The organism is Photobacterium halotolerans DSM 18316, from assembly GCF_000425165.1.
Lineage (GTDB): Bacteria > Pseudomonadota > Gammaproteobacteria > Enterobacterales > Vibrionaceae > Photobacterium > Photobacterium halotolerans.
This window is the reverse complement of the sequence record NZ_KE384322.1, coordinates 22,637-29,010: the sequence shown is the minus strand read 5'-3', so window position 1 is coordinate 29,010 and position 6,374 is coordinate 22,637. Positions and strand designations below refer to the sequence as shown.

General features: G+C 54.1%; 4 protein-coding genes. All 4 read left to right on the top strand.

Annotated elements, in window-relative coordinates:
- Window positions 1-244: 244 nt before the first annotated feature.
- Entirely contained in the window at window positions 245-1,195 is a 951-nt protein-coding gene (locus H511_RS0117840) for an NADP-dependent oxidoreductase (RefSeq protein ID WP_027253545.1), read from the top strand.
- Between the two features lie 3 nt (window positions 1,196-1,198).
- Window positions 1,199-1,621 (top strand): YqaA family protein, encoded by a 423-nt coding sequence (locus tag H511_RS0117835; RefSeq protein WP_027253544.1) that lies wholly within the window; start codon window positions 1,199-1,201, stop codon window positions 1,619-1,621.
- Window positions 1,622-1,656: 35 nt separating this feature from the next.
- Window positions 1,657-4,509: a M16 family metallopeptidase gene (locus tag H511_RS0117830; RefSeq protein ID WP_027253543.1), complete on the top strand. Its 2,853-nt coding sequence runs from the start codon at window positions 1,657-1,659 to the stop codon at window positions 4,507-4,509.
- Window positions 4,510-4,701: 192 nt separating this feature from the next.
- Complete coding sequence (gene gshA, locus H511_RS0117820) at window positions 4,702-6,291, top strand: glutamate--cysteine ligase (protein ID WP_027253542.1); 1,590 nt, start codon at window positions 4,702-4,704, stop codon at window positions 6,289-6,291.
- The last annotated feature ends 83 nt before the right edge of the window (window positions 6,292-6,374 follow it).

The following is a 6,374-nucleotide window of genomic DNA, read 5'->3' as shown; positions in this document are numbered from 1 at the left end:
CGTAGCTCAGCTGGATAGAGTACCTGGCTACGAACCAGGCGGTCGGAGGTTCGAATCCTCCCGGACGCGCCATCCTTATAAACCCAGCCCCGGCTGGGTTTTTTATTGTCTGCATTTCCCGTTTCTTTGTTTCTCTTCTGAACCTGCCTGCAACCACTGGTATTTCTGTGTGGAAAGGGGTAGTTTTGGCTTGCCTTGCAATGATAAGGCTAAGGATTCCACCGGATTGAGAAGGAAAATACCCATGACAACTCAACAGCTTGCTATTACTGCCTTTGGCGATGTCCATTGTCTTCAGCTGCAATCGGCCGAGATCGCCGCGCCGGAAGGGCGGCAGGTGCTGATCGATGTGGCTTATTCAGGGGTTAACCCTATTGATGCCAAAACCCGGGCAGGCTTAGGTTGGGCTGCGCAGCAAAACCGGGACAAGCTGCCTTGGGTGCCGGGCTATGATGTTGCCGGAGTCATCGCCGCCGTTGGCGAGGAGGTCACTGAATGGAGCGTCGGGCAGAGAGTGTGCGGCTTTATCGGATTTCCTTTGCAAGGCGGTGGATACAGTGAGCAGGTACTGGCCGAAGCGGACAGTCTGAGTCGGGTGCCGGATGGCGTCTCCTTAGCAGAAGCGGCGGCGTTACCTTTGGCGGGGCAAACGGCCTGGCAGGCACTGGAAAAAGCATCAGTGCAGGCCGGTGAGCGGGTATTGATCTTAGCCGGTGCTGGCGGGGTGGGCCATCTGGCGATACAGCTGGCATGTCACAAAGGTGCTGAGGTTGTGGCCAGTTGTTCGGCGGCCAATCAGGCATTCGTCTCTTCTCTGGGCGCCCAGGCGGTCGATTACCAAAAAGGGGAGCTGGCAACTCAGCTGCAGGCGGTGGATGTGCTGATCGATCTGGTCGGGGGCGAAATAGGCGTAGCGGCTTTGTCTTGTGTCAAACCGGGCGGTCGTGTGGTGACTGTGCCGACCATCACGGCAGAGAGTGTGACCGCGGCGGCAAAAGTCACCGGCTTGCATGCACTGGGCATGCTGGTGTCCCCTTCGGTGGCGCAGAACGATCAGATGCTGGCTATGATGGCAGGCGGTGATCTGACAGTGTGGATCACAGAGCAATTCCCGCTTGTGCAGGGCACACAGGCACACCGTCAGATAGAAACTGGCCGCACCCGCGGTAAAATAGTTCTGGTCATGAAAGACTGACGAATGGATTGGAGCTGGTCTGGCGAAGCCCTGCTGTGGGGGCTGTTTTTCACTGGCTTACTCAGCGCGACCTTGCTGCCGGGAGGCTCGGAAGCCGGCCTTCTGGCCGCTCTCAGTGCTCAGTCACAGCCGGTATGGCTGCTGGTTACTGTTGTCACGGCGGGCAATACTGTCGGAGGTATGGTGAGTTTTTATCTGGGACGTTGCATACCCGATAAAACTTCTGAAGAAAATCAGAGTCATACTAAAGCAGTGGCCTGGATAAAAAAATACGGTTACTGGAGCCTGCTATTCAGTTGGGTACCTGTTGTGGGTGATCCGCTTTGCTTAGCGGCAGGCTGGCTGCGGATGCGGGCAGGACTCTGTGCCTTGTTTATTCTCATCGGCAAAGCCGTGCGGTACGTCATACTGGTGCTGCTGTTTTGATTTTTCACTCTGAAATGAATAGAAGGAAGGCGAACGTGCAAAAGCGGATTCTGAGCCTTGTGTTGCTGGTCCTTAGCGGATGCAGCAGTCAGACGCCCCCCGAACAGGCGCAGTCATTGCCTGATGGTGTGCATTTTGTCGAAAGTGTATCGGACACCAGCGCTGAAGTCGTGATCCCTTACAGCAAATATGTGCTGGATAATGGCCTGACGGTGATCCTGCATGAGGATAATTCAGATCCTATCGTGCATGTGGATGTGACTTACCATGTGGGATCAGCCCGCGAGCAATTGGGCAAGTCGGGTTTTGCTCATTTCTTTGAACACATGATGTTCCAGGGCTCCAAGCATGTCGGCGATCAGGAGCACTTCCGCCTGATCACCGAAGCCGGCGGTACGATGAATGGCACAACCAACCGTGACCGTACCAATTACTTTGAAACTGTGCCGTCCAATCAGCTGGAAAAAGTGCTCTGGCTGGAATCAGACCGCATGGGCTTCTTGCTGAGTGCCGTATCCCAGCACAAATTTGAAATACAGCGCGCCACAGTGAAGAACGAGCGTGCACAACGCTATGAGAACCGTCCTTACGGCATGGTGAGTGAGCGGATTGGCGAGGCACTTTTCCCGCGAACACACCCGTACTCGTGGCAGCCTATCGGTTATGTTGACGATCTGGATCGGGTTGATGTTAACGATTTGAAAGCCTTCTTTTTGCGCTGGTACGGGCCGAATAACGCCACACTGACCATTGGTGGTGATATCGATAAAGCGGAAACACTGGCATGGGTGCAGAAGTATTTTGGTGGTATTCCGCGTGGACCGAAAGTTGACAATCCGCCGAAAGCGCCCGTCAAGCTGGATGCCGACCGGTACCTGACCCTGGAAGACAACATTCAGCAGCCTATGCTGATGATGGCCTGGCCGACCTCGTACAATGGGGCGCCGGATGATGCATCACTGGATATGCTGGCGAAAGTCATAGGGGGCGGTAAGAACAGTATCCTGTACCAGGCGCTGGTGAAAACCGGAAAAGTGGTGGATGCCGGTGCTTACCACGATTGTGGTGAGCTGGCCTGTACTCTGTATGTCTATGCCATCGGCCAGAGTGGTGAGCAGGGACGGCTGGACCGCATTTATGACGACGTCAGCACTGTGCTGAGCAGTCTGGCTCAGCGCGGTGTCAACCAGCAAGAGCTTGATGAAATGAAAGGGATGGCCGAAGCCTCTGCGATTTTTGGCCTGCAAAGTGTGCATGGCAAAGTGGCGCAACTGGCGGCTTACCAGACTTTTTATAAGGATCCCAACCGGCTGGGCACCGAGCTGGCCAACCTGCGCAGCGTGAAACCCGCTGATGTCGAGGCAGTATACCGGCGCTATGTGGAGAGCCAGCCCAAAGTGGTGCTCAGTACTGTGCCCAACGGGCGCACAGAGATGGCCGCCGCCAAAGCCAACTACCGTCCGGCCGATCGCCTTATTCCCGAGCACAAATCCGTTCAGGACCATGAGCTGAACCTGCGCGAGCCACAGGATGAAGGGTTTGACCGCTCAGTCATGCCACAGCCTTCAGAGCCGGTTACGGCTCAGGTGCCTGAGTTATACCGCTTCAAGCTGGCTAACGGTATTGAAGTGCTGGGTACCCAGTACGATGAAACCCCGACCGTGGAATTGCAATTGGTGTTACCGGCGGGGCGCCGCTATGAACTTGTGGGCAAAGAAGGGCTGGCCGAACTCACCGCGGCGATGCTGGCAGAAGACAGCCAGCGCCATTCATCGGAAGATCTGGTGTCCCGCCTTGATACGCTGGGCAGTACTGTGACCTTCTCATCAGGTATGTACGGGACTGTTGTTTCTGTCACGACCCTGAAGAAGCACCTCAACGAAACGCTGGCTATCATGCAGGAGCGTTTGTTCGAACCTGCCTTCAATGAAGAGGATTTTAACCGGGTCAAACAGCAGGCGCTGGAAGGCCTGGTGTATGATCATCAGCGTCCGAGCTGGCTGGTCAGTCAGGCCACCCGCGAGGTGCTGTACGGCAATACTGTGTTTGGCCGTCCTTCGGACGGTACGCTGGCGTCTGTTCAGTCAATGACACTGGCCGATGTCAAAGCGTTTTATCAGCGCTTCTACACCCCTAATGGGGCGCAATTGGCTGTCGTTGGCGATGTGCAGCCCGCTGAGCTGACATCACAACTGTCATTTCTGGCAAGCTGGCAGGGTGCGCCGGCACCCACTTATGTCACCCCTGTGCTGCCTGCTCAGTCAGAGCCGGCCATCTGGCTGGTTGATAAGCCGGGGGCACCGCAAAGCACGGTACGCTTAGTGCGAAATGGTCTGCCGTATGATGCCACGGGTGAACAGTTCGAGCTCCAGCTGGCGAACTTTAATCTGGCCGGCAATTTCAACAGCCGGATCAATCTCAATCTGCGCGAAGACAAGGCCTACACTTATGGTGCCGGTGGTTATCAGAGCGGCAACAAAGAAGCCGGGCTGTCGGTATTCTATGCCGAAGTACGTGCCGATGTGACCTTACCGGCGATCAAGGAAATGATGAAAGAGCTGGCGAACTACAGCAGCCGCGGCCTGACGGATGATGAGCTGGCCTTTATGCGTCTGGCGGTAGGTCAGCAAGAGGCACTGAGCTATGAAACCCCGAGTGATAAAGCGGATTTGCTGCGGCAGATCATGACCTATCAGCTTGAGGATGACTTTGTGTCGCAGCGCAATGCGATCACGGCATCTATCAGTAAAAACAGGCTCAATGAGCTGGCGGCAAAATGGTTTGATCCCAGGGATTACCAAATTATTGTGGTAGGGGATGCGCAGTCGTTATTGCCGCAATTAAAAACACTGAATATGCCGGTTCATCCTTTAAAACCCGTGCAATAAAATCAGCATAATCACCGGCTTATTAAGCCGGTATTCAGCTTAAGATCTCAGCCGGTACCCTGTGTATCGGCTTTTTTTATGGTTGCCGTTACCACAGGCAGGAAACCCTTTGCTAAATCAACAATAATCATGGTAATCAGCAAGAATTATGATTACCCTAGCTCCCCTGTGATAGTGATGATTGAGAACAGCCTGATGGATTTTTCACAAAGGTTAGAGAGGGTGTCGGCCAATCCGCAAGCGCTGACACAATTCGGTCGTGGCCTGGAAAGGGAAGCGTTACGAATCACCCCGCAAGGGAAGTTATCCACTCAACCGCACCCTGTCGGCCTGGGTTCGGCCCTGACCAATAAGTGGGTAACCACGGACTTTGCTGAGTCTCTGCTGGAGTTTATTACCCCGGTGTCGCGAGATGTCGATGAGCTGTTATCTCAATTGTCCGATATCCATAAATTCAGCTACAGCCAGCTGGGCAGCGAAATGCTCTGGCCTATGTCTATGCCTTGCTATGTCGGTGATGAGTCTGATATCGAACTGGCGCAATATGGCAGCTCCAACATTGGCCGGATGAAAACCCTCTATCGTGAAGGGTTGAAGCGCCGCTACGGCAGCATCATGCAGATCATCTCAGGTGTGCATTTCAACTTTTCTTTTCCGGACAGTTTCTGGCAACAGTTGTTTGGTGATCAGAGCGAAGATGAGCGTCAGGCTTCCGTGTCTGAGTCGTATTTTGCCTTGATCCGAAACTACTACCGGTTTGGCTGGCTGATCCCTTATCTGTTCGGTGCTTCTCCGGCGCTGTGTGGCTCATTCCTGAAAAAAGACGGCGCTAAGCTCGGTTTTCAAAAGACAGGCAAAGGCACCTATTTCCTGCCGAAGTCTACCGCACTGCGTCTGAGCGATCTGGGGTATACCAATCATGCCCAGAGTGCCTTGAAGATTGGTTTTAATCATCTGGCTCAGTATCTGGACGGCTTACAGAAAGCGATCCATACGCCGTCTGAAGAATTTGCCGATATCGGGGTTAAGGTCGGCGGAGAATTACGTCAGCTGAATACCAATGTACTGCAGATTGAAAATGAGCTTTACGCGCCTATCCGTCCCAAGCGAGTGACCAACAGCGGCGAGAAGCCGTCTGAAGCCCTGGAGCGGGGTGGTGTGGAATACATTGAAGTGCGCTCACTGGATGTTAACCCGTTCAGCCCGATAGGCATTACCTCTGAGCAGGTCCGCTTTTTGGACCTCTTCCTGACCTGGGCGGTCTTGTCACCGTCTGATGATATGGATGATGCCGAACTGGCTTGCTGGCGTGACAACTGGAAAAAAGTGGTGCTGCAGGGGCGGGATCCTGAGCTGCAACTGCAAATCGGTTGCCGTGGTGAGCGCCTGCCGCTGCGCGACTGGGCCTTGCGCGTCTTCTCTGAGCTGGAGCAGGTCGCAGTGGCCATGGATCAGGCCAACGGTGGCAACAGCTACCAGCAAACGCTGGCAACCCTGACCGGGTGGGTCAATGATCCTGAGCTGACTTTGTCCGCACAAGTCTTGCGTCACATTGAAGCCAATGAAGGCATTGGTAAGTTTGGCCTGGAATTAGCCGCAAAGCATGCCGAGTGGCTGGATAAGCAGAGTTACAGTCGGTATTCTCAGTCTGATTTTGAGTCGGAAGCGGCAGCCTCTGTGATGAAACAGCAGCAAATCGAGCAGGCTGATGAGGTTTCTTTTGAAGCGTTTCTGGCTGATTATTTTGCGGATCTGCAGCAAAATCCGTTTAAGAAAGCGTAACAGCAGAGATAAAAAAACGGGCAGCGACCTTGCTGCCCAATAAAATTACAATTTCGCAGGGATGACGACAGTTTGCACTGCCA